The following is a 24,444-nucleotide window of genomic DNA, read 5'->3' as shown; positions in this document are numbered from 1 at the left end:
GCCACCACACGCCGCCCCGCCCGCGCCTCCCCGCCCCGCCCGACGTCTGTCCCCCACCCCAGCCCTCCCCCGGTGGGGGAGGGAGACGTACGCGAGACCTATGCTGGACGATGTCCGGGGCCGCCCCGCTCCCGACTCTGACGCGCCGGGCGGGGCGGGCGCCCCCATCGCGGCCCTGGCGACGGCCCGCGGGACCGCCGCGCTCGCCGTGGTCCGCGTGGGCGGGGCGGGCGCCGTGGACCTTGTGGCCTCGCGGTTTTCCCACCCCGCCCTCGCGACCGCCGCCGGGCGGACCGTGCACGTCGGCTGGCTGCGCGACGGGGCGGGGCGGCCGGTCGACCAGGTCGTGTGCGTGGTCTGGCGCGGCCCGCACTCGTCGACGGGCGAGGACGTGGTCGAGGTCACGTGCCACGGCGGCGACGCGGTCGCGCAGGCCGTGCTCCGCACGCTCTACGACGCCGGCGCCCGCCCCGCCCCGGCCGGCGAGTTCACGCGCCGCGCGTTCCTCAACGGGAAGCTGGACCTGGCGCAGGCCGAGGCCGTCGCCGACCTCGTCCACGCCGAGAGCCGCGTGGGGCACCGGGCCGCCGTCGCCGCGCTCCGGGGGCGCGTGTCCGACGCCGTCGCGGAGGTCCGCGAGGCGCTCGTCGAGACGGCGGCGCTCGTGGAGCTGGAGCTGGACTTTGCCGAGGAGGACGTCGAGTTTGCCGACCGCGCGGCGCTGGGCGCGCTCCTCGACCGGGCCGACGCCGTGCTCGGCGAGCTGTTGTCGACGGCGCGGCTGGGCGCGCTCGCCCGCGACGGCGTGCGCGTGGTGCTGGGCGGGCGCCCCAACGCGGGCAAGTCCACGCTCCTCAACGCGCTCGTCGGCCAGGACCGGGCGATCGTGAGCCCGACACCGGGGACGACGCGTGACGCCGTCGAGGCCGAGGCCGAATTGGGCGGCCTCCGGTTCCGGTTCGTCGACACAGCCGGGCTGCGCGAGACGGCCGACGCCGTCGAGGCCGAGGGCACGCGCCGCGCCCGGGCCGCCATCGACGGCGCCGACGCGCTCCTCTACGTCGTCGACGCCACGATCGGGCTGGACGCCGAGGAGCGCGCGTTCCTGGACGGCCTCGCCGCCCGCCGCCCCGCCCTGCCCGTGCTCGTCGTCCACAACAAGGCCGACCTCCGCCCCGCCCCGCCCGCAGACGCCGCCCCGCCCAGCCCTGCGGACGCGGCCGGCGCCGCGGGCGGGGCGGGGTGGTCGGTCTCGGCCCGCGAGGCGCTCGCGGCGCCGGCCGCGCTCGACGGCCTCCGCGGCGCCCTCCTCGACGCCGTCCGCGCCGGGCTCGCCGGCGCCGAGGCGGGCGAGGTGGCCGTCAACGAGCGGCACCGGGCGCACCTCGACGCCGCGCGCGGAGCCGTCCGCCGCGCGCGCGCCGCGCTCGACGGGCGGGGCGGGGCGGACACGCTCGCGCTCGACCTCCGGGCGGCGCTCCGCGAACTGGGTCTCGTCACGGGCGCCGTCACCACGGAGCACGTGCTCGACGCCGTGTTCTCGCGGTTCTGCATCGGGAAGTAGCGGGCGCCACCCCGCCCACGTCGGCGCCCGCTTCAGCGAGAGATCTCAGGAGGGCGGTCACGAGGTCGAGGGCGCGCTGGTGCCGCTCGACCCGCTCCGTAGGCGTCAGGCGGAGGGTCTCGCGGAGGAGCGACAGGTCGACGCCCCACGCCTGGGCGCGGTCGAGGGCGGCTTGGCAGTCGGCGTCGGTCATGGCGGGCGTACGGGGCGGGGCGGCCGCCCTTTTCGTCGGGGCGCCGGCCGGTGCCCGCCCCGCCCCCTCAGGCCGCGGCGGGGCGGGCCAGGTGCGCGGTGTTAGCGTAGGTCGACTGCCACGCCCGGAGCCTCTCCTCGGAGAGCCCGTCGACCATCTCGGCCACCTCGTCGATCGACTCGTTGATGGCGTCGACCGCCGCCTGCTCGCCCTCGGGGAGCCACATTCGCATGACGGCCAGCTGGTTCTTGACCTGGTCGCCCAGCATCTCGCGGATCTCGTGGACCGACCGCGCGCGGACGAGCCGCTGCCGGCGACGGACGACCCAGAACAGGACGCCGTGGACCACGCTCACGCCCAGCGCGGTGACGGCCGCGATCTGCCACACGTCCACGCCGGCCGGGCCGAGCAAAGCGGCGGCGGCCCAGACCACGACGAGGCCGGCGGCGCTGAGGTAGAGCTCGATGTGGTCGACGAAGTGTTTCATGGTGGAGAGCGGGCGGGGCGGGGACCTCGGGGATATCGGAGGGTGCGGGGCCGCCGTTAAGTCCTTTTCGCCCAGAATCCGGGCGCTCCCGACGGGTCGCCCTCTATCCTCGGGTCCGGCTCACCACCCCGCCCGTCCCATGCCTACGGATTCCTACGACGTCGTGGTCGTCGGCGGCGGCCACGCCGGCGCCGAGGCCGCCCACGCCGCCGCCCGCCTGGGCGCCCGCACGCTCCTGGTCTCGATGTCGCTCGACGCGCTCGGCGCCATGTCGTGCAACCCGGCCGTGGGCGGGGTGGGCAAGGGCCAGATCGTCCGCGAGATCGACGCGCTCGGCGGGCTCATGGGCCGCGTGGCCGACCGGACGGGGCTCCAGTTCCGGCTCCTCAACCGGAGCAAGGGGCCGGCCGTGTGGAGCCCGCGCTGCCAGAGCGACCGCCGCGCCTACGCCGCCGCCGTCCGCGACGAGCTCGAAGCGACGCCGAACCTGTTCCTCCGCCAGGACATGGTGGTCGACCTCCTGACCACCCCGCTCCCAGGCGCGGGCGGGGCGGCCTCGGCGGGCGAGGCGCAACCCGCCGGGGCGGGGCGGCGCGTGACCGGCGTCGTCACGCAGACGGGGCTCGAGGTCGTGGCCGGCGCCGTGATCCTGACCAGCGGGACGTTCCTGAACGGGACCATCTGGATCGGCGAGCAGACGTTCGGGGGCGGGCGGGCCGGCGCGCGCGCGGCCGTCGGCCTGAGCGCGGCGCTGGAGGGGCTCGGGTTCGAGCTCGGCCGCCTCAAGACGGGCACCCCGCCCCGCATCGACGGGCGGACCGTCGACACGGCCGCGTGCGAGGAGCAGCCGGGCGACGCCGAGCCGCGCCCGTTCTCGCACCTGACGGACGCGCTGCCCGCCGAGCAGCGGTCGTGCTGGCTGACCTGGACCTCGCCGGCCGTCCACGACGTGCTCCGCACCGGGTTCGACCGCTCGCCGATGTTCGCCGGGCGCATCGAGGGCCAGGGGCCGCGCTACTGCCCGTCGATCGAGGACAAGATCGACCGCTTCGCGGACAAGGGCCGGCACCAGCTGTTCCTGGAGCCCGAAGGCCGGGACACGCACGAGGTCTACGTCAACGGGTTCTCGACGTCGCTTCCTGAAAGCGTCCAGACGGAGGCGCTCCGGCTCGTGCCGGGGTTGGAGCGCGCGCACGTCCTGCGCCCGGGCTACGCCATCGAGTACGACTACGCCCCGCCCCACCAGCTCCGCTACACGCTGGAGACGAAGCGCGTGGCCGGCCTCTACTTCGCCGGCCAGATCAACGGGACGACGGGCTACGAGGAGGCGGCGGCGCAGGGGCTCCTCGCCGGCATCAACGCCGCGCGCGCCGTGGGCGGGGCGGGCGCGGACGGGCCGCAAACCGGCGGGGCGGAGGGCGTGGTCCTGGGCCGCGACCAGGCCTACATCGGCGTGCTCGTCGACGACCTCGTGGCGAAGGGGACCGACGAGCCGTACCGCATGTTCACGAGCCGCGCCGAGCACCGGCTCCTGCTCCGCCAGGACACGGCCGACCGCCGGCTGACGCGGCTGGGCTACGAGTTGGGCTTGGCATCGGCCGAGCGCGTGCGGCGGCTCGACCAGAAGGAGGACGCGCTCGCCCGGACGCTCGACGCGCTCGGCGCCACGAACGCCGCGCCCGACGCCGTCAACGGCTATCTCGCGCGCGTCGGCACGACGCCCATCGACCGCCCCGCCCGGCTGGCGAAGCTCGCCCTCCGCCCCGAGGTCGACCTCGCCGACCTCCTCGCAGCGACCGGCCAGGGCGACCTCGTGGTGCCCGGCCCCGGCCTGGAGCGGACGGCGGAGCTCGCGCACATCGAGCTCCGCTACGCCGGCTACGTCGAGCGCGAGCGGGCGCTGGTCGAGGAGATGCGGGGCCTGGAGCGCTGGCGCGTGCCGCCGGGCTTCGACTACGACGGCGTCCGCGCGATCACGCTCGAAGCCCGCGAAAAGCTGGGCCGCATCCGCCCGGACACGCTGGGCCAGGCGTCGCGCATCTCGGGCGTGAGCCCGGCCGACGTGCAGGCGCTCATGGTGCTCCTCAAGCGCTACCGCGCGCCCGCGGCCGCCCCGCTCGCGGGCGGGGCGGGGGGCGATGGCGCCGAGGCCGCCCCGCCCGTGGAGGCGTGACCGCCCCGCCCCGCCCTGCCCACAGCGCGCGGGCGGGGCGGTCGATCTCTGCTAGCGGCGTGCTTCCTACGAGGTCTGCCGCCAGACCGCCCCGCCCGTAGCACGCGGGCGGGGCGGGGCGATCTTCCGCCATGCCCGACCCGACCGCCGCCCTCTCCCCCGCCCAGCGCGCCACGCTCGACGCCTACGTCGGCGAGCTCGCGCGCGTCAACCGGCGCGTGAACCTCGTCGCGCGCGGCGCCACGCCGGGCGACCTCGCGCGCCACGTCCGCCACTGCCTCGAGATCGCCGCGCGGCCGTTCCCGGGCGGGGCGGTCGTCGTCGACTGGGGGACCGGCGGCGGCCTCCCCGCCCTCCCGCTCGCGGTCGCGTTCCCCGACGTGCGGTTCGTGGCCGTCGACGCCGTCGGCAAGAAGACCGAGGCCGTGCGGCTGTTCGCGCGGCGGCTCGGGGTGGAGAACGTCGAGGTCTGGAACGGCCGCGCCGAGGCCTATGACGGCCCCGCCCCGCACTACGCCGTGAGCCGGGCCACTGCCCCGCTCGCCGACCTGTGGGCGTGGTTCGACCGCGTGCGCGCGCCGCTCTCCGCCCCGCCCGAGGCGTGGGCGCCGGGCCTCGTGTGCCTCAAAGGCGGCGACCTGACGGCCGAGATCAACGGTCTCCAGGACGCATTCCCCAGCACGTCCGTCGACGTCCAGGAGGTGGAAGGGGCGGGGTGGGACGACAAGGCGCTCGTCCACGTGGTCTGACCGCCCCGCCCGCGCCGCTCCAAAACGAAACACCCCGCCCGCCGAACAGATCGGCGGGCGGGGTGGAGAGTCGAGCGGGAGGCGCTACCGGCCGAACTTGAACGTGCCCGTGACGGAGAACACGCTGTTGCGGAGCGTCGGCGCCAAATCGCTGTCGTTCCGGTTGGCGTTGAGGAGGCTCGGCGTGTAGCGGAGGTCGACGTAGAACGGCCCGGACCCAACCTCAGCTCCGACCGCGAGCCCGAAGTCGAACGTCTCGAACGCGTCCTCGCCGTCCTCGGTGATCAGGTCGTCGAGGTCGAAGTCCACCCCGCCCACGCTGCCGTTCGCGTCGAAAGACTCGCTGACCTTGAACGCGAACGTGGGGCCGACGAGGAGGCCGGCGTCGAGGAACTGGCCCAGCGGCACACCGACGCGCGCCAGGACGGGGACCTCGATGTAGCCCAGGCTGATGCCAGAGTCGAAGTCGACGATGTCGTCCACGAAGTCGTCGCTGGGATCAAACGAGACCCCCTTCCGCGAGTACAGAACCTCGGGGCGGATGGAGAATCGCGGCGAGACGGGGACCTCGGCGAACACGCCGCCGACGAACCCGAGCGACGGCGTCTTGTCGATCCCGACGGCGATGTCGTTGTCGTCGAACCCGACGACGTCGGACACGTTGAGACCGGCGCGGACGCCGTACGTCGTCTGCGCGGCGGTGGGGAGGGCGAGCCCGAGGGCGAGGAGGGAGAGGAGTGCGTAACGCATGGCCAAGAAGAGAGAGTGGGGGACGTGCGGCGGCCTGAGCCGGGGCCACCTGCGGCCCTAGACGCGGCCGGCCGGCGGGAAGTACCGCCGCCCCGCCCCTTTCTCCCGCAGTTCGCAGACCGCAGGCGGGGCGGGGCGGCAGCGGGTTACCGGCCGTAGCGCGAGCGCCCGCCGCCGAAGCGGTAGCCGATCGTGAACGAGACGACCTGGTTGCGGAGCGACGGCGTCACGTCGAGGTCCGGGTCGAAGTCGATGGCGTCGGTGAGCCCGACCGTGTACCGGCCTTCGAGGAACACCGGCCCCGACCCGATGTCGACGCCGACGAGCGCGCCGTAGTCGGTCGCCGCGTCGAGTTCGGTTTCGAGCGTGCCGTCGACGACGATCTCGGAGCGCACGGGGAAACCCACGTAGCCGCCCACGACCACGCCGGCGTCGAGGAGCGGGCTCAGCGGGACGCCCAGGCGCAGCATCGCTGGAATCTCGATGTAGTCGAGCCGGGTGTCTTCGGTAAAGCCCAGGTCGTTGTCGAAGCGGTCGCCCTTCTGCGAGTAGAGGGCCTCGGCCTGCACGGCGAGCGACGGCGAAACAGCGTATCGGGCCGTGAGGCCGCCCACGAATCCGAGGCGCGGGTCCGAGTCGACGGCGTCGTCGCCGGAGAAGAACGAGGTGTTGAGGCCGGCCTTGGCGCCGAACGACGCCTGCGCGCTGGCCGGGAGCGCAAGAAAGAAAGCGAGCGGGAGGAGGAGCAGGCGCCCCGAGAGCGTGGTCATGGGTCGGACGGTGGGTGGGGGGACATGAGCCGAGCGGGCACCGAGCAAGACGCCGGCCACCCCGCCCGGCCATCGCCTCCACCGCCTTTTCCTGCGCGCTGGAGAGAACGGGGGCGGGGCGGGCGCGTTGACATTTCTGTGTCACCCGTCCACGCGCGGGGACGCCCGTGCCCGCCCCGCCCGTCACCCCGCCCCGCCCGGATGGCCCGCTCTGACCGATCGCTGAACAAGACCGAGCGCCTGTTCGCGCTCGTCCTCCTCCTCCAGAACCGGCCGAACCTGTCGAGCCGCGACCTCGCCGAGCACTTCGGCGTGAGCCGCCGCACGATCTTCCGCGACTTAAGGACGCTCGGCGAGAGCGGCGTCCCGCTGACGTACGCCGAGGACGGCGGCTACGAGATCCTGGAGGGCTACCAGCTCCCGCCGCTCATGCTCTCGGCCCGCGAGGCCGCCACGCTCCTCGTCGGGACCGCCTTCACGACGCTCCAGCCCGACGCCTCGCTCCGCGCCGACGCCGACGCGGTCGCCATGAAGATCCGGTCGGTCCTCCCCGAGCCCGTCCGCGAGTACATCGAGCAGCTCCAGGAGCGGACCGTGCTCGCCCCGTTCAACGAGACGCAGGACCGGGGCGGGGCGGCCGACGAGGAGCAGGGCCTGTGGTTCGAGCTCTCGGAAGCCATCGCCCGCCAGCGCAAGGTGAAGATGACGTACTACGTGGCCAGCCGCGACGAGGAGACCGTCCGCGAGGTGGACCCGCTCGGGCTCGTCTACTACTCGGACCACTGGAACCTCATCGGCTACGACCACCTCCGCGACGACATCCGCAACTTCCGGCTGGACCAGATCCGCAAGCTCCGCACGCGGTTCGACCGCTTCGAGCCGCCGGCCGGGTTCGACCTCAAAGAGCACCTCCGCGAGCGGGGCACGAGCCCGGACAACCAGCGGATCACGGTCCGCTTCCGGGACCGGGCGTGGCGGTGGGCGCGCCGCCAGGTGCCGGCCGATGTCGAGCAGGAGCTCCCGGACGGCGAGTGGACGCGCGTGACGTTCGAGTTCGAGAACCTGTCGTACGTGGCCAAGTGGCTCCTCCGCTACGGGACCGACGCCGAGGCCGTCGAGCCGGCCGCGCTCCGCGCCGAGGTCGCCGAGCAGGCCCGGGCCGTCGCCGAGATATACGGGGCCGTGCCCGCCTGACCGGCCGCCCCGCCCGCGAACACGCCGCCCGACTCACCCGCCCTCGCTGCCCCGTGCCCGACCGCCCCGCCCTCGCCCCTTCCCCCCCGCCCGCGCCTCGGGCGGGGCGGGGCGGCTCCAGACGCCCGGCCGCCGGGGCGGGGCGGGACTACGTCATCGGCGTGATGACGATGGACGTCGAGGGCAAGGACTCGGCCCCGTTCCGGCGGCTCGTGGAGGCCGCCACGCGGGCGCTCGACCGCGACATCTCCCAGGCGCTCGGCGTGCGCGTGGACCTGCTCGCCTTCGAGGGGCCGCACCTGACGCCGGCGGCCGGGGCCTACGCCCCGCTCGACTTTCTCCAGATCGGGATGACCGAGAAGCTGGAACGAGGCGTCCACTTCCTGCTCATCGTGACCGAGGTGGACCTGGCGGCCTCGACGCTCTCGTACACGCTCGCGCTGCCCAGCCAGCTCACGAACGTGGGCGTGGTCTCGACCAAGCGGCTCGCGCCGTCGTTCTGGGGCGACGACCCCGACGAGGGCCTCGCCGAGCGGCGCCTGACGTCGCTCCTGCTCCACACGTTCGGGCACCTCCTCAACCTGAACCACGCGCCCTCGCCGACGAACGTGATGTACGACTTCGCGGGCGTCGACGACCTGGACGGGATGGACTCGTTCACCGAGAGCCAGCGCGCGCACATGCGCCGGGCGCTCCCGCGCGAGGCCCACGAGCGGACGAGCACGCACCGCGTCCGGTTCACGCTCGAAACGCTGGTCCGCGACTGGCGCTCGATCGCGGCGGCCGTGGCGCGGGCCAACCCGTTCCGGCTCGTGACCCGGCTGCCGACCATGATCACGGCCGCGCTCTCGGTGCTCATCCTCCTGTTTTTTACGCCCGACATGTGGGACGTGGCGAGCACGGTCGAGCTCTACCAGCTCGTCGCGTTCTCGGTGGTCGCCGTGGCCGGCTCGACGATCGTGCTGTACCGGGCGTTCGCGTTCGGCGGCGTGCTCGGGCGGGGCCGGCGGCTGGCCGAGTCGACCGTCGTCACGAGCGCGGCGACGGCGCTGTGCCTGGCGCTCACGATGGCCCTCCTGTTCGCCATCTTCGCTGGATCAACCTACCTGGGCGTCGTGACGGTCTTCCCGCGCAAGCTCATGGAGACGTGGCCGACCGTGGACCCGGCCGTGCGCCCCATCGACCACGTCAAGCTGAGCCTGTTCGTGGCCGCGCTCGGCGTGCTCGCCGGCTCGCTCGGCGGCCGGGCCGACAGCGCCGACCTCGTCCGCGGCGTCCTCTTCGTCGATGAGGAGACGTAGAGGGAACGCTGAACGGCGAACGCTGAAGGCCGGGCCGGGGCGTCCTGCACCACCCCGCCCGTGCAGGTGCCCGTCCCGCTCAGGTACTGCGGGCGGGGCGGACACAAAAACGCCCCGGCTCGCGTCGAGCCGGGGCATTGCGGTCGGGGGCGGGGGCGGGGCGGTCCGCTAGAGGACTTCGAAGTCGACACGGTTGCCGACGGCCGTCGACACCACGTTCGTCACGTTGACGGTGGCATCGCCGGTGCCCTTTGTCGTCTTGTGGTAGATCATGCCCTCGAAGGTGCCCTCGTTGATGTCGGTCGAGATGGCAGCGTCGTCGTCCGCGAAAAACACGCCGCGGTACTCTTTGCCTCGGAAGGTGTCGACGGGGAACACATACCCCTGGCCGTCTACGCCGGCCAGCTTTGCGTCTTGGAGCTCGTACAGTGCCACGTTGGTCCTCAATATTCAGGTGAAACAAAGAGCCGGAGCGCCGCGGGCGGGGGTCCGAGACGCTTCGACAATCTGGGTATGTATCGGCTGTGGCCGCCCAGGTTTCCCCCTATCCCGTGAAGACTATCGGCCCTACCGATTCTCGCACACCGAGGGCGGGGCGGTGTCTCCGATCGTGACGTCGAACTGGAGCGTCGAGCACGACGGGATCTCGACGCCGAGCGGACCCGAATCCCGACGCCGTGCGCCGTAGCCCAGCGTCGGCGGGATCGTCACGCGAACCGACTCGCCCACGCGCCGGCCGACGACGGCCTGCTGAAAACCGGGGACGGTCCCGCTGATGCTGAGGGGCGCCCGCTCGTTCCGGTCGAACGCCTCGCCGGTCGCGTCGAGCCGGCCCTCGTAGGTGAGGTAGACGCAGTCGGTCGCCGTGATCCGGGCGCCCAGCCGCGTGCCCTCCGGCGTCGTGTCGACGATGTCGAGCTCGCCGCCGGCGTCGCACGAGACCGGGTCCGACGAGTCGCAGCCGGTGAGCGCCGGCGCCACGGGCAGGGCCAGCACGAGGAGGAGCCCGGCCGAGGCAAGCGAGGGGAAGGCGAGGCGGCGCATAGGTCGAGGCAAGAGCGGGGGCCGCCGAAGCTAGAGGCCGCCCCGCCCCGCCCGGGCGGGGCGACCCGTTTTCACCCTGCCCTCGCGTCGGCGGGGCGGGGCGGCGGGCGAGCGTCGTGAGGCCCGCCCCGCCCTCAGAACGGGCGGGGCGGGCGGTCCTACACGCCGAGGGCGGTCGGGTCGAGGCCGGCGTGGTGGGCGCGGAGCGTCTCGAACCCGACGCGCTCGGCGGCCTCGGCCCACGGCACCCAGGCGACGGCCTCGATGCCCTCGCGCGTTTCGGGCTCGAACCGCTCCGCCGTCGTCGTCATGGCGAACCAGCGCGTCGTCTTGACGGCGTAGACCTCGCGCTTGGGCCAGACGTAGCCGTGGACCGTCTCGCCCAGGTCGGCCGTCACCGTGAGCTTCTTTTTCTTCACTCCCACCTCTTCGGACACCTCGCGGTGCGCCGCCTCGCGGACCGTCTCGCCGTCGTCGAGCTTGCCCTTGGGGAGGTCCCACGCGCCGCGGCGGAAGATGAGCAGCAGCTCCACCCCGCCCGCTCCCCCCGCCCCGCCCTCGGCCCGGCGGACGACGTAGCCGCCGCCGGCGGCGACCGGCGCCGGCCGCCAGTAGTCGCCGTCGGGGTCCACGTTGAGGACGGCGGCGCGGGGCACCTCGGCGACGGCGGGCGGGGCGGCCTGCGCGCCCGGCCCCAAGCGCGCGGGGTCGAGCACGAGGACGCGGCCGGTGTGGCCGTCCGGCGAGGTCGCCGCGGCCTCAGCGGCGTCGAGCGTCGTGTAGAGCCGGTACGGCTCGCCGGGCGAGCGCCAGCCCTCGGGCGGGACGGGGTCGTGCGAGCGGTCGAACGTGGGCAGGAACAGGAGCACAGAAGGCTCGCGCCGCTGGCTGCGCCGACCGAACGGTTCGCAGAAACGGGGGACGAGGAAGGGAGAACGGGCAGAGGGTGCGCCGGGCGGGGTGGGGCTTGGGACGGCCGCGCCGTGCTACGGGCCGGACGCACTCTCCAGTTCCTCCCGCCGCCCCGCCGCTTAGTAAGACCGCCCCGCACGCGGCACGTCCATTGGTCCCTCTCCCACCCCGCCCCATGTCCGACTCCTACGACGTAGACCTCCTCGTGCTCGGCGCCGGCGCCGCCGGCCTCACCGCCGCCGGCACGGGCGCCAACTTTGGCGCCCAGACCATGCTGGTCGAACGCGCCCGCCTGGGCGGCGACTGTACCTGGATCGGGTGCGTCCCGTCGAAGACGCTGCTCCACGCGGCCGACCTCCGCGCGAACGCCCAGGCCTACCTCGACCGCTTCGGCGGGGGCGGGGAGGCGCCGGCCGTCGACTTTGCCGCCGTCATGGGCGACCTCCACGCGACGCGCCAGGAGGTCTACGACGACGCCGACGACCCGGCGATCTACGAGGGCTTCGGCGTCGAGGTGGTCAAGGGCGAGGGCCGGTTTACCGGGCCGCACGCGGTCCGCATCGACCTGGAGGGCGGGGGCACGCGCGACGTCACGTTCCGCCTGGCCGTCATCTGCACGGGCGGACGGGCCGCCCCGCCCCCGATCCCCGGGCTCGACGAGACGCCGTACCTGACGAACGAGACGCTGTTCGAGATCACGGAGCAGCCCGAGCACCTCGTCATCATCGGCGCCGGGTCCATCGGGTGCGAGATGGGTCAGGCGTTCCGCCGCCTGGGCTCGCGCGTGACGGTCATCGACCGCAGCGACCACCTGCTCGGCAAGGACGACCCCGACCACGCGGCCATCCTCCAGGGCGTGCTCGAAGACGAGGGCGTCGAGTTCGTGCTCGGCGCCGACGTCGACCGCGTCGAGACGCCGACCGGCGGGGGCGGGGTGGTCGTCCACGTGACGCAGGGCGGCGAGAGCCGGGCCGTCGAGGGCGACCGGCTCCTCGTCGCGACGGGCCGCCAGCCCAACGTCGAGGGCGTCGGCCTGGAGGCGGCCGGCATCTCGTACACCAAAAAGGGCATCACGGTCGACGACCGCTGCCGGACGAACCTCGACCACGTCTGGGCCGCCGGCGACTGCACCGGCGAGTACGCGCTGACGCACATGAGCGACCACATGGCCAAGCAGGCGGTCACGAACGCCGTCCTCAAGGTGCCCGCCGCCATCGACCGCGACGGGATCACGTGGACCACGTTCACGTCGCCCGAGGTGGCGCAGGTCGGCAAGACCGAGGCCGAGCTGGAGGAGGCCGGCACCTCGTTCGTCACCTACCGCTTCCCCTACTCCAAGGTCGACCGCGCGGTGACGGAGCACGCCGAGCAGGGCCACATCAAGATCCACGCGACCAAGTGGCTCGGGACGATCCTCGGGGCGAGCGTGGTCGGCGCCCGCGCCGGCGAGCTCATCTCGATCTACGGCGTGTCCATGAAGGCCGGCGTGTCGGTCCGCGAGATCGCCGACACCATCTTCCCCTACCCCACCTACGGGCTCGGCGCGCGCCGCGCGGCGGACCAGTACTACATCCAGAAGCAGTACCCGCTGGCCATTAAGGCGGTCAAGAAGGTGTTCGGGTACTCCGGCGCCACCCCGCCCGCCCCGGACCCCGACCGCGTGGTGTGAGCGGGGCGGGGTGGTGAGCGACCGGGCGGGGCGGTCTGGGCATCCGTAAGGACACGGCTCGCCGTGTCCGGGGCGGTGGGACTCGGCCGCCCCGCCCAGACGCGCTGGACCACCGGGCGGGGTGGACCCGGTGACGACGGCGCGAACGCCCCGCCCGCGACATACGGTGAGGGCGGGGTGGCCGCCCCGCCCCAAAGCCCCGGCGCGTAAGCCCACGGGCGGGGTGAGCCGCCGCGACACGCCCCTGTCACCGCCCCGCCCGAGCTTGGGGCTCCGCCCCACGCAGCCGCCCCGCCCGGGACGAAGCCCATGCGCCGACAGGTCATCGAGAAGCTCGAAATCCTCGCCGACGCGGCCAAGTACGACGCCTCGTGCGCGTCGTCCGGCGGCAAGCGCGAGAACACGAAGACGGGGATCGGCAACTCGACCGGCGCCGGCATCTGCCACTCGTACACCGAGGACGGCCGGTGCGTGTCGCTCCTCAAGGTCCTGTTCTCGAACGTCTGCATCTACGACTGCGCTTACTGCGTCTCGCGCCGGTCGAACGAGGAGGTCGAGCGCGTGGCGTTCACCGTCAAGGAGGTCGTCGAGCTCACGATGGGGTTCTACAAGCGGAACTACATCGAGGGCCTGTTCCTCTCGTCGGGCATCTTCAAGGATGCCGATACGACGACGGAAAAGCTGGTCGCCGTGGCCCGGTCGCTCCGCCACGACCACGGGTTCAACGGCTACATCCACCTCAAGGTCATCCCCGGCGCCTCGCCGGAGCTGCTGACCGAGGCCGGGCGGCTGGCCGACCGCCTGAGCGTGAACGTCGAGATCCCGAGCGAGGACGGTCTCAAGTCGGTCGCGCCCGAAAAGGACTACGCCCAGGTCTTCGGGCCGATGGCAACCGTGCGCGACGGGATCGACCAGGCCAAGGAGGAGCGCCGGAAGAGCCGCCGCGCGCCGCGCTTCGCTGCCGGCGGCCAGTCGACGCAGCTCGTCGTCGGGGCCACGCCCGAGACCGACCGCCAGGTGCTCACGCTCGTCGACGGCCTCTACTCCGAGCAGAAGCTGCGCCGCGTGTACTACTCCGGCTTCGTCCCGCTCGGCGGCGACGAGCGCGTGCCGGACCCCGAGACGTACCGCGCCCCGCTCCACCGCGAGCACCGGCTCTACCAGGCCGACTGGCTCCTGCGCAAGTACGGGTTCGAACTCGACGAGGTCGCCCCGCCCGGGTCCGCGAACCTGGACTCCGACGTCGACCCGAAGACGGCCTACGCCTTGCGCTTTCCCGACCTGTTCCCGGTCGACGTCAACGCGGCGCCGGTCGAGTGGCTCCAGCGCGTGCCCGGGCTCGGGCTGAAGTCGGCACACCGAATCATGGCGGCCCGCCGGCACTCGACGGTCCGGTGGCAGGACCTCCGGGCGATGGGCGTCGTCCTCAAGCGCGCCCAGCACTTCCTGGTCACGCCCGACCACAAGCCGCACCTGATCGGCCAGGACCCGACCGCCGTGCGCCGGCGGATCGTCGGGGCCAAAGCGGCCGATGCCCCGCAGCTCTCGCTTTTCGCGCCCGCCCCGCCCCAGGCGGCGGCGTAGGGGTTGGGGGAATGCCTCCCGCCCCGCCCATCGCTGCTGGGGCGGGGCGGGCGCCTTCCGAGACATAACCTCGCCCGTCTCAGACACGGCGAGCCGCGCCCCTACGAAAGCCTCGGGCGGGGCGGACGGGCACCACCCCGCCCACGGCCGCCCCTTCATCGTTCGCCGTTCAGCGTTCAGCGTTCGTATGACCGTCCACCCCGCCCTCACGTTCGAGACCGACGGCACGTTCGGCGGGCTGCTGAGCGCGTACGCCGAGGCGTACCGGCGCGGCGCGCTGCCGGCCGAGGTGCGCCTGGCGGGCGAGCCGGCGAGCGGGGCGCTGTTCGGCGAGACCGTCCGCGTCGACGCCGACACTGCGCTGGCCGAGCGCGTCGAGCGGGGAGTGAAGCGGATCAAGCCCGGGCTCGTCGGCCGCCTCCACCGGGCCTTTCTGAGCGAGCGGCCCGGGATGGAGGTCGCCGTCCTGCGCCTGATCGACGCCGCGCGCGAGCGGGGCGCGGGCGCGGCCGCGGACTGGACGTTCGATCCGGCCCGCGAGGTGTCCCGGTGGTCGGGCCGCGTCGGGCGCGAGGCGCACCGGATGGAGGCGTTCGTCCGCTTCGAGCGCGTCGAGGTGGAGGGCGCCGAGCGGTTCGTGGCGCACGCGCGGCCCGAGTACCACGTGCTCCCCCTCCTCACGGCCCACTTCGCTGGGCGCTACCCCACGCTCGCGTGGCGGATTGTCGACGTGCGGCGCGGGCTCGCCCTCGTCCACACGCCCGAGCCGGACCGTGCGCCCGCCGCCCCGCCCACCCGGATCGTCCCCGCCAGCGCGCTCCCCGAGGGCGGGGCGGCGCCCGAGGAGGAGTCCTACCAGGCGATGTGGAAGGCGTACTTCCGCGCCGTCACGATCCCGGAGCGCCGCAACCTCAAACTCCACCTCCGCCACGTGCCCCGGCGCTACTGGCCGTACCTGACGGAAAAGCAGGCTGAGTGACGGGTCATGGGCGACGAGTGATGAGCAGGAGCGCCAGCACGGGCGGGGTGGCAGTCTGGGACGCGCGAGCCACTCCGCCCGCAGAGCTGGGTATCCGGCGCTCGATCGCGGGGGCGGGGCGGCCGCTTGCAGAACCGCCCCGCCCCGCCAGAGCGGCACGGGCGGGGCGGAAGGCATTCCCCCGTTCCTCTTTCCCCGTTCCCAGTTCCCACCTGCCCCGCCGTGTCAGCGCTACGCCGGCGCTTCGAGGGCCGCCCCGCCCACGGTCTCGGGCGGGCGCTCGCTGAGCGGCGGCGGGTTCATGGGGTCGGCCGCCTCGCCCTCAACGAACGGGCCGATGTAGAGCTCCTCCAGGAGCACCTTGCCCACGCCCAGGATCGGGACGACGAGGAACAGGCCGAGAAAGCCTGCGAACGCGGCGAGCACGATCTGCCCGGCCACGACCACGGCCGGCGCAACGGACACCATGTCGCCCTGGATCTTGGGCGTGATAAAGCTGCCCTCGATCTGCTGCGCGACGACGGCCAGCCCGAGCGTCCACAGCCCGGTCGTCGTCCCCTGCGAAAAGGCGACGGCGACGGCCGGCGTCCACCCGATAAACGGGCCGAAGTTGGGGATCACCGTGAGCACGCCGGCAAAGGCCGCCAGCGCGAGCGCGCCCGGCAGGCCGATGGTCATCAGCCCGATGACCGCGATCGTGCCGAGGGCGGCGACCGAGATGCCGACGCCCTTGAGCCACCCCAGCAGCGCCTCGCCCATGCGCTTCAGCACGCGGCGGACGAACGGCTGGTGGTGCCGGTCGGCCAGGCGAACCACGCCCCTCGTGTACTGGCCCGGTGAGGCGGCCGTGTAGATGGCGACGAGGAGGACGACGAGCACTCCGGCGAGGCCTCCGGCCAGCGTCGAGAACACGCCGAGGAGCCGCGTGCCTAGCCGCCCCGCCGCGTCGGGAAGCTGGAGCGCGCCCTCGGGGAGCCCGAGCCGCGTCCGGGCCTGCTCAATGACCTCGGGGGCCTGCTCCACGAGCACGCGGACCTCGCCCGCCACGCGCGGCCCGCCAAAGTAGACGGCCGCCCCGAGCAGGGCGAGCAGCGCCACCACGACGAGCCCCAGCATGAGCCCGCGCGGCGCGTTCGTCTTCTCCGACAGCCACTGGCTCGCGTGGTAGAACAGGACGCCCACGGCGACCCCGAGAAACACGAGCAGGACGGCCTGCCGCGTGATCCACAGAACCGTGAGCACGACGGCCGTCGTCGTGACGAGGGCGACGACGTAGCGGGCGCGGCGGCGGAATTCCGGCGGGGTGTCGAGCGGGGCGGGGGCCGGCGTCATGCAGAGCGGGGCAGGAGAAGAGGGCGGTCGTACCGGCGACTGCAAATTCCGGTCCACCACCCCGCCCGCGTCGGACCGAGACGGGCGGGGCGGTCAGCGGGCGGGGCGGTGGACTCGTACCCGCCGGGTCGACCGTCGCGGTTCATGCCCGGTCCGCTCCCCCCGCCTGAGCGCCCCTCGCTCCGCTCCCAGGCGGGGAAGCGGGGGGAGCGAACGGGCACGGACCGACCGGACTTCGCATCAACGGCACCGCCCCGCCCCCACATGTCGCGGGGGCGGGGCGGTTCGGACTCTGGAGGCCGAGGGCGGGGCGGCTACGCCGGCTGGAGCTCCGTGCTGAGAAAGTCGCGGAGCACGTAGTTGAGGATCCCGCCGTGGCGGTAGTACTCGACCTCGACCGGCGTGTTGAGCGCCACGTCGACGTCGAACGTGACCTCGGCCCCGTCGTCCTTGGTCGCCGTGATCGTGAGCACGTCGCCCGGCGTGAGGTCGTCGGAGACGGGGACGTCGAACGTCTCGGTCCCGTCGAGCCCGAACGTTTCGAGCCCGTCGTCGCCCTGGAACGTGAGCGGGAGCACGCCCATGCCGATGAGGTTGGAGCGGTGGATGCGCTCGAACGACTTCGCCACGACGGCCTTAACGCCGAGGAGCAGCGTGCCCTTGGCGGCCCAGTCGCGCGACGAGCCCATGCCGTAGTCGTCGCCGGCGAACGCGACGAGCGGCGTGCCCTCCTCGCGGTACCGCATCGCCACGTCGTACACGTAGCCGTCCTCGCCGTCCGGGAGGTGGCGGCTCCACCCGCCCTCGGTGCCCGGCGCGAGCTGGTTGCGCAGGCGGATGTTGGCGAACGTCCCGCGCGTCATGACGCGGTCGTTGCCGCGACGGCTCCCGAACGAGTTGAAGTCCTTGGGCTCGACGCCGTGGTCCTGGAGGTACTGCCCGGCCGGCTCGCCCTTGGGGATGGCCCCAGCCGGCGAGATGTGGTCGGTCGTGGTCGAGTCACCCACCTTGACGAGCGCCCGGGCACCCGTGATCGGCTGGATGGCCGGGACCTCCTGCGTGACGTCGAAAAAGAACGGGGGCTCCTGGATGTACGTCGAGTCGTCCTGCCAGTCGTACGCGGCGCCCTCGGACGTGGCGATCGCGTTCCAGCGCGGGTTCGACTCCTCGATCCCCTCATAGAGCTCCTTGAACTGGTCCGGCGTGACGGCCTGGGAGATGGCGTCGGTGATCTCCTTCTGCGACGGCCAGAGGTCGCGGAGGTAGACGTCGTTCCCGTCGCGGTCCTGGCCGATCACGTCGTTCTGGAGGTCGATGTCGACCGTCCCGGCGAGCGCGTAGGCCACGACGAGGGGCGGGGAGGCCAGGTAGTTGGCCTTGACGAGCGAGTGGATGCGGCCCTCGAAGTTCCGGTTGCCTGAGAGCACGCCCGACACCACGAGGTCGCCGTCCGTGATGGCCTTGGCGACGGGCTCGGGCAGCGGGCCGGAGTTGCCGATGCACGTCGTGCAGCCGTAGCCGACGAGGTTATAGCCCAGCTGGTCGAGCGAGTCCTGGAGCCCGGCCTTTTCGAGGTAGGCCGTGACGACGCGGCTGCCCGGCGCGAGGCTGGTCTTGACGTACGGCTTCACCTCCATGCCCCGCTCGACGGCCTTCTGGGCGAGGAGCCCGGCGGCCAGCATGACGCTCGGGTTCGACGTGTTGGTGCAGCTCGTGATGGCCGCGATGACGACGTCGCCGTGCTTCAGGTCGAGCTCGTTGCCTTCCTGGTCCGCGTAGCGGCCCGTGTTGTCCAGGGCGTCCTCGCTGTAGCCGAACCCCTGCGGGCTGGCCGGCCGCATCAGGCTCTCGCGGAACTCGCGCTGCACGTCGCCCAGCACGATCCGGTCCTGCGGACGCTTCGGGCCGGACATCGACGGCTGGACTTCGGCGAGGTCGAGTTCCAGCGTCGCCTCGAACTCGGGCTCCGCCAGGTCATCGGTACGGAAGAGGCCCTGGGCCTTCGTGTACTTCTCGACGAGGTCGATCGTGTCCGCGTCGCGGTTCGTGCGGCGGAGGTAGTCGACGGTCTCGGCGTCGATGGGGAAAAAGCCCATCGTGGCCCCGTACTCGGGCGCCATGTTGGCGATCGTCGCGCGGTCGGGCAGGCTCATGCTGGAGAGCCCCGGCCCGTAGAACTCGACGAACTTGCCGACGACGCCGTGCGCGCGGAGCATCTGCGTGACGGTCAGCGTGAGGTCGGTCGCCGTGACGCCCTCGCGGAGCTTGCCGGAGAGCCGGAAGCCGACCACCTTCGGCATGAGCATGTAGATCGGCTGGCCGAGCATGGCGGCCTCGGCCTCAATCCCGCCGACGCCCCACCCGAGCACGCCGAGGCCATTGATCATCGTCGTGTGGCTGTCGGTCCCGACGAGCGAGTCGGGGTAAGCCACCTTGACGCCGTCGTCGCCCTCGGTCGTCCAAACGCCCTTGGCGATGTACTCGAGGTTGACCTGGTGGCAGATCCCGCGCTCCGGCGGCACGACGCTAAAGTTGTCGAACGCCTTGGACCCCCAGCGCAGGAACTCGTAGCGCTCCTGGTTCCGCTGGAACTCGATGTCGGCGTTGATCTGGAACGCCTCGGGCAGCGCGAACGAGTCGACTTGGACCGAGTGGTCGATGACGAGGTCGACCGGCACGCGCGGGTTGATGGCCTCGGGGTCGCCCCCGTTGCGGGCCATCGCGGAGCGCAGCGCCGCGAGGTCGACGACGGCGGGGACGCCCGTAAAGTCCTGGAGCAGCACGCGGGCCGGCGAGAACGGGATCTCGACCTCGGCCGGCGCCGACGGCTCGTAGCGCGCCAGGTTCTCGACGTCCTCCCGCGTCACGGGTCCCTCGCCGGCGTTGCGGAGGGCGTTCTCGAGGAGCACCTTGATCGAGAACGGGAGCCGGTCGAGGTCGACCCCGAACTCGTCGGCGGCGCGGTCGAGGCGGTAGTAGTGGACGGGGCCGCCGGTCGTGTCGAGGGTGTCGCGGGCGCCGAGGGGGTCTGCTGCCATGTCAGGGAGGGTCCGGTGTGTCGTGGGGCGTCCTCCTGCTAACGCACGAGCGGCGGCGCGGTGCCGCGCCTCCGGGCGAGGCGGGAGTTTCTACACGTCCTCACGGCCGCCCCGCTCGCACGGCGGGCGGCGGGGGCGGGGCGGTCTCGTTTCACGGTCTCTCCGGGCGGGGCGGTTGACCGCGGGCGGGGCGGGGCGGTATCCTGGGGTCCGCCCCGCTCGCGTGGGGCGTCTGGGGCTATAGCTCAGTTGGTAGAGCGCTGCAATCGCACTGCAGAGGTCAGGAGTTCGAATCTCCTTAGCTCCACCCTCCACCACCCCGCCCGAGTCCCGGGCGGGGTGGTCTCGTTTCAGCCGCCCCGCCCGCCTCCAACGCGCCGCGGGCGGGGCGGTCGGCGCATCAGCTCGCCGCCAGGACGCGGACGGCGGCCGCCAGCATCTCCACCTTCTCGGCGTCGCGGGCGGGGCGGGCCGCGTCGAGGTCGTCGGCCAGCGCCACGAGCGCCGAGCGGCGGGCCTCCCCGTCCTGGCCCTCGGCCGAGGCGAGCGCCTCGCGGACCGAGGCGACGTCCGACGCCTCCAACCCGCCCGAGCGGTCGAGCTGGTCGACGTAGGCCCGCGCGAGCGCGAACGACGGCGGCCAGATGTAGGTCGGCTGGCCCTGCGCGTTGAGGTAGTCCAGGCGGACCGTGTCGGCGGCGTCGATCTCGTTCTGCGTCAGGTGCTCGCTCGGCACGAGCTCGAACACGTCGAGCCCGCGCGCGATCTCGGACGAGACGATGTCCCCGTTGTACCAGTACACCGACCAGCTCCCACCCATCTCCATCTGGTCGGCCGAGATCGGCCCGCGGTCGTGGTAGGCGATCTCAATCGGGTTCTCCGAATCCGTCCAGTCGAAGACCGAGATGCCGCCCTGGTACCACGACTGCACCATCACGTCGCGGCCCGGGATCGGGATGAGCGAGCCGTTGTGGGCCACGCAGTTCTCCTCGGCCGTCTGCTCGGCCGGCAGCTTGTAGTAGCTCTGGAAGTCGAGCGCGCGGTCCTCGATCTCGAAGATGGCGTTGGCGCCCCACTCCATCGGGTCGCCGGCGCGGCACTTAGGCTGGCCGCCGCCGCCCCACTCGTCGGTAAAGACGACCTTCGAGCCGTCGTTGTTGAACGTGGCCGAGTGCCAGTACGAGAAGTTCGAGTCGGCGGCCGCGTCGAGCCGCCGCGGGTTGACGGGGTCCGTGATGTCGAGGAGCAAGCCGTACCCCTCGCACGCCCCGCCCGCGAGCCCGATGGCCGGGTAGAGCGTGATGTCGTGGCACTGCGTCGGGCCAGGGCGCGGACCGTCGTCCTCCTCGTCGTCGCCGAAGCGGGCCGCAATCATGGCGTCGATCTGCTGGCGGACGGCCGCGGTGTCGGCCGCCGTCGGCGCGCCCTCCCCGCCCCGCCCCGCCACGGCGGCGGTCAGCATCTGGGCCGTCATCTGGGCCGGGAGGACCATCGGGGTCCCCTGGATCTCGACGACGAACTCGCCCCGCGCGCGGGCTTCCGCAATCTCAGCGAGGTCGGCCTGCGACGGACCGTGCGCCTCGGGCTCGACGAGGCCCTCGAAGATGCGCGGGCTGCTCACGATGGCCGCCTGCTCGGGCGCGTCGAGCGGGACCTTGATGACCTCGATCCGAAATAGCGCCGACTCCGGGTCCTCACCGGGCGCCGCCGAGACGCACCCCGGCAGCTCGTCCTCAGGCCGCACCGGCGCCGAGCCGGACACGTAGACGTAGACGTTCTCGTCGTCGGCCGGGTCTTTCAGGACCGAGTGCGTGTGCGAGCCCCGGCACGTCTGGACGTTCGAGACGTACTCCGGCGCGCGGATGTCGGAGATGTCGAAGATGCGGATGCCGCGCAGGCGGTTCGTGCTCACGCTCTCGTCGACGCCCTCGACCCCGCAGTCGAGCCGGCCCTCCAGCCCCTCGCCTGAGACGAACAGGAGGTCGCCGTAGACCGAGACGTCGCTCTGCGACGCCGGGCACACGTACTCGGTGACGAGCTCGGGCGCCGACGGGTCCGACAGGTCCCAGACGATGACGCCGTTGTAGTTGCCCTGGATGGCGTAGTCGCCCTTGAACGCGAGGTCCGAGTTGGTCATGCCGACGAACGCCTCGGGCGGGGCGGTCGAGGACAGCTTGCGGAGGCCGGAGATGGCCTCTTCGGCGTCGAACAGGCCGGCCCCGAGCCCGACGCGCGGGTCGGCGGTCGTCTGGGCGCCGGCCGCGAGCGGGGCGGCGAGCGCGAGGAGGAGGACGGAGAGGGCGAGGCGTCGCATGGCGGGGTGGGGTGGGCGGGTGGGGAGTGACGAGGTACGAAAAACGAGCACGAGGCGGAGGGGGCGTTGGAGCCGGGCGGGGCGGTCGCGAGAGCGGGCTCGGCGCCCGTTACTCGTCGCCGACCATCGCGTCGAGCATCTGCTGCATCCGGGCGATCTCGGTCCGCTGGTCGACCTGGACGTCGGAGGCCAGCTTGAACGTGGCTCCGTCCTGGGCCGCGCCGTCGGCCGCGAACAGCTCGTCGACCATGACGACCGCCCCGCCGTGGTGCTGGATCATGTAGGCCAGGAACAGGCGGTCAAAGTCGGCGCCGCGGGCTGCGTCGAGCTCGGCGAGTTGGGCCGGCGAGAGCATCCCGGGCATCGAGGCGTGGTCCATCGCCATGCCGGCGCCGTGGCCCTCGTGCCCGCCGTGGTCCATGTCCGTGCCGTGGTCCATGCCGTGCGCCATCGGCGCCGTCCCATCGGGGCGCACCTCGGGGGCCGACTGGCCGCGGTCGGTGAGCCACCGCTGCATCGAGCGGATCTCGTCGCGCTGCGCGTTGTCGATGCGCGCGGCGAGGCGGCGGACGGCTGGGCTGGCCCCGTGGGTCGCCGCCATGTCGGCCATGACGAGCGCCTGCGCGTGGTGCCCGATCATGCCGGTCATGTAGCGGACGTCGGCGTCGGTGTAGCGCGCGAGCGCGCTGTCCTGGCGCGCCCAGTAGAGCGCCTCCAGCTCGGCCGTCGAGGGCGGGGTGGTCTGGGCGGCCGCCCCGCCCGCGCCGAGCGCGAGGACGAGGGCGAGCAGACGGAACGGTGGGGGTCGGCGCGTCACAGATGCGGCCCGTCGGGGCAGGGTGTGCATGGGCAAGGTAGCGGACGCGCGGGGCGAGGCGCCTCCACAGACGCCGCCCCGCCCGCGGCCGCCGTCGGGGCGACCGGCTGCCGCCCATGCGGGCGGGGCGGCGTTGCATGCAACGCCGTCGGGCCGCGGCGCCCAGGGCGGGGCGGTGCCGGTCTTGACCGCCCCGCCCGCCCGACCACCACCCCGCCCTTTGGGTCCTAGCCCCTCCTGGCTGCGCCGTCCCCTCGGGGTGTCCAGGAGGGGGACCGCCGCCGCCTCGGGACGGCGACGTGCCCGCCTCGACCACCCCGCCCGAAAACCTGACCCACTGATCCACCGCCTCCCCCGGCTATTCCAGTTCGTCGCGGCGCGCGCGGAGCGCCTTGTTGAGGAGCGCGCGGGCGCGGAAGATGTGCGCCTTGACGGTGCCCAGCGGGAGGTCCAGCTCGTCCGCAATCTCGTCGTACGTCTTTTCCTCCTGGTGCCGGAGCACGATGACGCGGTGGTACTTCGGCGGGAGCGCCTCGATGGCCTCGCGGAGGATCGCGTTGCGCTGGTCCGTCACGACGGCCCGGTCGGGGCGGTAGGTCGTGTCCGGGAGCTCCATCTGGAGTTGGCCGTCGCGCGTCTGGACCGGCTTGTCGATCGAGAACGTGGGCAGCTTTTTGCGCCGGATGTGGTCGATCGTGTGGTTCGTCGTGATCCGGTAGAGCCACGTCGAGAAGGCGTACGTCGGCGAGTAGCTGTCGAGCGATCCGAACGCCTTGACGAACGCCTCCTGCACCAGGTCGTCGACGACGGCGCTCTCGCGGACCATCTTCGAGACGTGGTGGGTCAGCGGCCCCCGGTACTTCGTGACCAGCCGCTCGTACGCCCGCTGGTCGCCGCCGAGCGCCTGCGCGACCGTCGCGCGGTCCTCCTCGCTCGACGCCGAGGGCGCGGACGGAGACGGGGCAGGCGGCATGGCGGGCGTCGTAACTCGGGGCGGGGCGGCAAACTACCCCGCCCCGCCCGCTCCCGCCGCCCGTAGGTGCGGGGAGGCGCGGGCGGGGCGGCGGGCTGCGCCGACGCCCCGCGGTCAGGCGCGGTCCCGCTTCCGCTCGAACCGGCGGCCCATCCACGGCGGGAACAGGAAGAGCCCGTACGGCTCCTGCCCCTCCTTCGAGAGCGACTGGTGGTGCCGCCCGTGCGCCCGCTTCACCGACTGCGCCGCCGGGTTCTTCGTCTTCACCGGCCCCAGCCGCCCGTGCGCGTAGAGGTCGTGGAGCACGAAGTAGAGCGCGCCGTAGACGGCGATCCCGACGCCCAGCGGGAACGCTCCGCTCGCGAGCGGGGCGCCCCGCCCCGCCCACATCAGCCCGAGCGAGACGGCCGCGAAGCTGACCGAGAACAGGTCGTTCCACTCGAACCCGTCGCCGTGGCCGTGGGCCGGGTCGTGGTGCGTCCGGTGGAGCCGCCACAGGGCGCCGTGGAAGAGCCAGCGGTGGAGGACGTACGCGGACACCTCCATCACGGCGAACGCGGCGGCGGCCAGGAGCAGGAAGCGGAGCACGGCGGGCGGGGGA

General features: G+C 73.1%; 21 protein-coding genes and 1 tRNA gene. 9 read left to right on the top strand and 13 right to left on the bottom strand.

The genetic code is table 11. The annotated features are described in order from the left end of the window. The first annotated feature begins 100 nt into the window (after positions 1–100). Positions 101–1,564, top strand: coding sequence for a tRNA uridine-5-carboxymethylaminomethyl(34) synthesis GTPase MnmE (gene mnmE, locus RM540_RS01110; protein ID WP_311661365.1), 1,464 nt, complete (start codon positions 101–103; stop codon positions 1,562–1,564). On the opposite strand, the gene RM540_RS01105 is transcribed toward mnmE, so the two are convergent. Continuing rightward, positions 1,509–1,757 (bottom strand): hypothetical protein, encoded by a 249-nt coding sequence (locus RM540_RS01105; protein WP_311661363.1) that lies wholly within the window; start codon positions 1,755–1,757, stop codon positions 1,509–1,511. The genes mnmE and RM540_RS01105 overlap by 56 nt on opposite strands. A gap of 67 nt (positions 1,758–1,824) precedes the next feature. Next, the gene (locus tag RM540_RS01100; protein ID WP_311661362.1) at positions 1,825–2,244 is read right to left on the bottom strand and encodes a hypothetical protein; all 420 of its coding nucleotides are present in this window, start codon (positions 2,242–2,244) and stop codon (positions 1,825–1,827) included. 139 nt (positions 2,245–2,383) lie between these two features. Between RM540_RS01100 and mnmG the strand changes: the two genes are divergently transcribed. Further along, positions 2,384–4,417: a tRNA uridine-5-carboxymethylaminomethyl(34) synthesis enzyme MnmG gene (gene mnmG / locus RM540_RS01095; protein WP_311661360.1), complete on the top strand. Its 2,034-nt coding sequence runs from the start codon at positions 2,384–2,386 to the stop codon at positions 4,415–4,417. A 131-nt stretch (positions 4,418–4,548) separates the two neighbouring features. Beyond that, the gene (locus tag RM540_RS01090; protein ID WP_311661358.1) at positions 4,549–5,166 is read left to right on the top strand and encodes a 16S rRNA (guanine(527)-N(7))-methyltransferase RsmG; all 618 of its coding nucleotides are present in this window, start codon (positions 4,549–4,551) and stop codon (positions 5,164–5,166) included. An 84-nt stretch (positions 5,167–5,250) separates the two neighbouring features. On the opposite strand, the gene RM540_RS01085 is transcribed toward RM540_RS01090, so the two are convergent. Together RM540_RS01085 and RM540_RS01080 are read right to left on the bottom strand one after the other, a co-directional pair. Further along, positions 5,251–5,916: a porin family protein gene (locus RM540_RS01085; RefSeq protein ID WP_311661357.1), complete on the bottom strand. Its 666-nt coding sequence runs from the start codon at positions 5,914–5,916 to the stop codon at positions 5,251–5,253. 146 nt (positions 5,917–6,062) lie between these two features. Then, entirely contained in the window at positions 6,063–6,686 is a 624-nt protein-coding gene (locus RM540_RS01080; protein WP_311661356.1) for a porin family protein, read from the bottom strand. A 201-nt stretch (positions 6,687–6,887) separates the two neighbouring features. On the opposite strand from RM540_RS01080, the gene RM540_RS01075 reads away from it, so the two are divergent. Together RM540_RS01075 and RM540_RS01070 are read left to right on the top strand one after the other, a co-directional pair. Then, a complete protein-coding gene (locus RM540_RS01075; RefSeq protein WP_311661355.1) occupies positions 6,888–7,880 on the top strand; it encodes a helix-turn-helix transcriptional regulator in 993 nt (330 codons plus the stop codon). Between the two features lie 53 nt (positions 7,881–7,933). Continuing rightward, on the top strand, positions 7,934–9,181 hold the full coding sequence (locus RM540_RS01070) for a hypothetical protein (RefSeq protein WP_311661353.1): 1,248 nt from the start codon (positions 7,934–7,936) through the stop codon (positions 9,179–9,181). 168 nt (positions 9,182–9,349) lie between these two features. Here RM540_RS01070 and RM540_RS01065 read toward each other — a convergent pair whose 3' ends face one another. From RM540_RS01065 to RM540_RS01055, 3 genes are all read right to left on the bottom strand, one after another. Next, positions 9,350–9,616 carry a hypothetical protein gene (locus RM540_RS01065; RefSeq protein WP_311661351.1) on the bottom strand — a complete coding sequence of 89 codons (267 nt, stop codon included), beginning with the start codon at positions 9,614–9,616 and terminating at the stop codon, positions 9,350–9,352. A gap of 132 nt (positions 9,617–9,748) precedes the next feature. Beyond that, positions 9,749–10,225: an FKBP-type peptidyl-prolyl cis-trans isomerase gene (locus RM540_RS01060; RefSeq protein WP_311661349.1), complete on the bottom strand. Its 477-nt coding sequence runs from the start codon at positions 10,223–10,225 to the stop codon at positions 9,749–9,751. Between the two features lie 158 nt (positions 10,226–10,383). Next, positions 10,384–11,094, bottom strand: a complete 711-nt coding sequence (locus RM540_RS01055; protein WP_311661346.1) for an NUDIX hydrolase — start codon at positions 11,092–11,094, stop codon at positions 10,384–10,386. A 218-nt stretch (positions 11,095–11,312) separates the two neighbouring features. On the opposite strand from RM540_RS01055, the gene RM540_RS01050 reads away from it, so the two are divergent. The 3 genes from RM540_RS01050 to RM540_RS01040 all read left to right on the top strand — a co-directional run bounded on the left by RM540_RS01050 (position 11,313) and on the right by RM540_RS01040 (position 15,369). After that, positions 11,313–12,806 (top strand): dihydrolipoyl dehydrogenase family protein, encoded by a 1,494-nt coding sequence (locus RM540_RS01050; protein WP_311661344.1) that lies wholly within the window; start codon positions 11,313–11,315, stop codon positions 12,804–12,806. Between the two features lie 309 nt (positions 12,807–13,115). Next, positions 13,116–14,390, top strand: coding sequence for a putative DNA modification/repair radical SAM protein (locus RM540_RS01045; RefSeq protein ID WP_311661342.1), 1,275 nt, complete (start codon positions 13,116–13,118; stop codon positions 14,388–14,390). 187 nt (positions 14,391–14,577) lie between these two features. After that, complete coding sequence (locus RM540_RS01040; protein WP_311661341.1) at positions 14,578–15,369, top strand: TIGR03915 family putative DNA repair protein; 792 nt, start codon at positions 14,578–14,580, stop codon at positions 15,367–15,369. A gap of 231 nt (positions 15,370–15,600) precedes the next feature. On the opposite strand, the gene RM540_RS01035 is transcribed toward RM540_RS01040, so the two are convergent. Together RM540_RS01035 and acnA are read right to left on the bottom strand one after the other, a co-directional pair. After that, entirely contained in the window at positions 15,601–16,701 is a 1,101-nt protein-coding gene (locus RM540_RS01035; protein ID WP_311661340.1) for an AI-2E family transporter, read from the bottom strand. Between the two features lie 314 nt (positions 16,702–17,015). Then, positions 17,016–19,739: an aconitate hydratase AcnA gene (gene acnA, locus RM540_RS01030; RefSeq protein WP_311661339.1), complete on the bottom strand. Its 2,724-nt coding sequence runs from the start codon at positions 19,737–19,739 to the stop codon at positions 17,016–17,018. A gap of 234 nt (positions 19,740–19,973) precedes the next feature. Between acnA and RM540_RS01025 the strand changes: the two genes are divergently transcribed. Further along, positions 19,974–20,046, top strand: a tRNA-Ala gene (locus RM540_RS01025). A 93-nt stretch (positions 20,047–20,139) separates the two neighbouring features. Here RM540_RS01025 and RM540_RS01020 read toward each other — a convergent pair. The 4 genes from RM540_RS01020 to RM540_RS01005 all read right to left on the bottom strand — a co-directional run bounded on the left by RM540_RS01020 (position 20,140) and on the right by RM540_RS01005 (position 24,431). Continuing rightward, positions 20,140–22,053, bottom strand: a complete 1,914-nt coding sequence (locus RM540_RS01020) for an LVIVD repeat-containing protein (RefSeq protein ID WP_311661338.1) — start codon at positions 22,051–22,053, stop codon at positions 20,140–20,142. A gap of 109 nt (positions 22,054–22,162) precedes the next feature. After that, entirely contained in the window at positions 22,163–22,870 is a 708-nt protein-coding gene (locus tag RM540_RS01015; protein WP_311661337.1) for a DUF305 domain-containing protein, read from the bottom strand. 358 nt (positions 22,871–23,228) lie between these two features. Further along, positions 23,229–23,843 (bottom strand): RNA polymerase sigma factor, encoded by a 615-nt coding sequence (locus RM540_RS01010; RefSeq protein WP_311661336.1) that lies wholly within the window; start codon positions 23,841–23,843, stop codon positions 23,229–23,231. Positions 23,844–23,957: 114 nt separating this feature from the next. Further along, entirely contained in the window at positions 23,958–24,431 is a 474-nt protein-coding gene (locus RM540_RS01005) for a sterol desaturase family protein (RefSeq protein ID WP_311661335.1), read from the bottom strand. Positions 24,432–24,444: the final 13 nt, after the last annotated feature.

This window comes from Rubrivirga litoralis, from assembly GCF_031846415.1.
Lineage (GTDB): Bacteria > Bacteroidota > Rhodothermia > Rhodothermales > Rubricoccaceae > Rubrivirga > Rubrivirga litoralis.
Note: the sequence above shows the minus strand (reverse complement) of the source record. Positions and strands in the feature narration are given on the sequence as shown.